1 protein-coding gene is annotated in these 2034 nt (G+C 43.2%); it reads right to left on the reverse strand.

The features are described 5' to 3' along the window. Positions 1-54: 54 nt before the first annotated feature. On the reverse strand, positions 55-2034 hold a 1980-nt coding region (locus tag JX312_RS12790; RefSeq protein WP_204458301.1), incomplete at its 5' end, for a hypothetical protein.

Here is a 2034-nt window from a genome sequence, read left to right on the forward strand (position 1 = left end):
CCAGAATTTTTTGTTTTCTTCACANATTTTACTAAAAAATGTTGAATCTGACGGTCAACACTTTTCCGGACTAGACACTGAGTTATAACAGTTCCTTATATGACTCACATTCGTCATTTCCGGCAACGGTTTCCCAGATGTAAAGACATAGCTCACACCTATGTAGCCAACTATGCCTCCGACACATTCACTTTTGTCTGTCTTGAGTATTGTACCCGAATTATAACAATTCGACATCTCCGAGGCTCTTATATTACCAACTATGCCTCCTGTCTGCGTATCATCGTCACTTCCGGAACCTATACTGCCAAATGACACCCTTTTTGCAGAAATGGCAGCTGCATTGAATGAATCCACAAGACTTGATTCTGAAAGATAAGCAACAACACCTCCTACATAGGCATAACCTACGGCATCTGATACAACTCCTGATACGTAACATTCTGCGACATTACCATATAATACCTGTCCTGCTATTCCTCCTGCCATTCTGTAAGAAGATGATTTCATTCCATCAATGGTGATATTCGCACGTACCTCACATGATGAAATGCCGCCCTTTAATACATGACCGGCTATTCCACCTACACTTCCTGTCGAAGTTACATTTCCATTAAATGAAGAGTTCTTGACAATACCACCGGTGACGTTACCTACGATTCCGCCGCCTATCGCGCCATTGCAATCAACTACACCTTTCTGAACAATGATATCACTCACTTCTCCAGAACTTGTTCCGGCAACAACACCGATATAATTGCCTGTAGAAGTAAGGCGGGGATTCTCAAACACAATATTGTTTACCGAACCGTTTTCTCCAATAACCCCGAAGAAACCGGTATCGCAGAATCCCTTTCCATCGGCAATGAAATTAGATATTTTATGTCCTTGTCCATTCAGTTTGCCATTGAAGGGAGTAGACACCGAGCCAATGGGTGAATATGCAGTAGGTGACATTCCGGACAGATCCAGATCACTACCGAGTGCGAAATGCACACCCTCGAATGATGTTCCGGTCTCCGAAGCCTGAGCAATCGCCTTTATGTTATCGAAACTCTCAATCACGTAAGGAGAAGTTTCAGTACCTTCTCCTTTCATATCAAGGGCCAAGGGTGCCGGATATTCCATTTTGACAGTTGTCTGAATAGACACATCATTATAGGCATATCCTATTGTCTGAGTGGGATTTGAACGAGCAGAAATAACCCATCCGCCAATGCTGAGTTCACCGTTACCATCGTCCTTGATAACCATATTGCCTTTTGAATCAACGGATGTTTTCCATTTCTGAGTGTTAACATCAAGCTCAAAATTTGCCGGATAATTCAGGAACTCTCCATATAACGCATTGTTATACATTAACTGAGGAGAAATAAGTATCCTTTTGTCTACCGTCAGTCTCGATGTCAGAACATCATTTGAATTTATATTACCGAATCCATAAAACACCGCTTCATTAGGTTGCGTCTGCTCGATATACATCTCATACATCATGAGCTTGTTCTGCGAGATGTTATAGCACGACACCTCCGTGTTGGGGACCTTCCATTCGCTGCTTGGGAATACATTGAAAAGACGTCCCCAATTCTTTGACTTCTGCAGAACACCGTCAACTTCTTCCATCTGAGTCACCATGACACCCCATGTGCCAAGTTCTATTGTGCCGTCCCCAAGAAGCGTACCCTTAAGATCGCCCTCTACAGTCAAGAACTTCCCATCTTTTATCAAAAGGGGAACCATACTCACTTCTCCATAGGGATTATGATTATAGATTTTCTGCTGAGGAATAAGCACCTCTCCGGTCTGAAGATTAATCTTCATGTTGATAGTGCCATTAAGGCAATATACATTAGTAAGCGCATACTCTCCTTCTGTCTCCGTAGACTCAATTGTGATTCTGGAACTATACATCACGGAATTGTAATTAAGATCCTTCGTCATCATTGTGCCGGTGACAAGCTTCGGCGCGGCAGCTCCTTCTGCCTTACGGATCTTCTTCGGAGCGACGGAGACAACTCCCTTCCCTCCTTCTAC

The sequence above is a fragment of the Barnesiella sp. CU968 genome, from assembly GCF_905219685.1.
Classification (GTDB): domain Bacteria; phylum Bacteroidota; class Bacteroidia; order Bacteroidales; family Muribaculaceae; genus Lepagella; species Lepagella muris_A.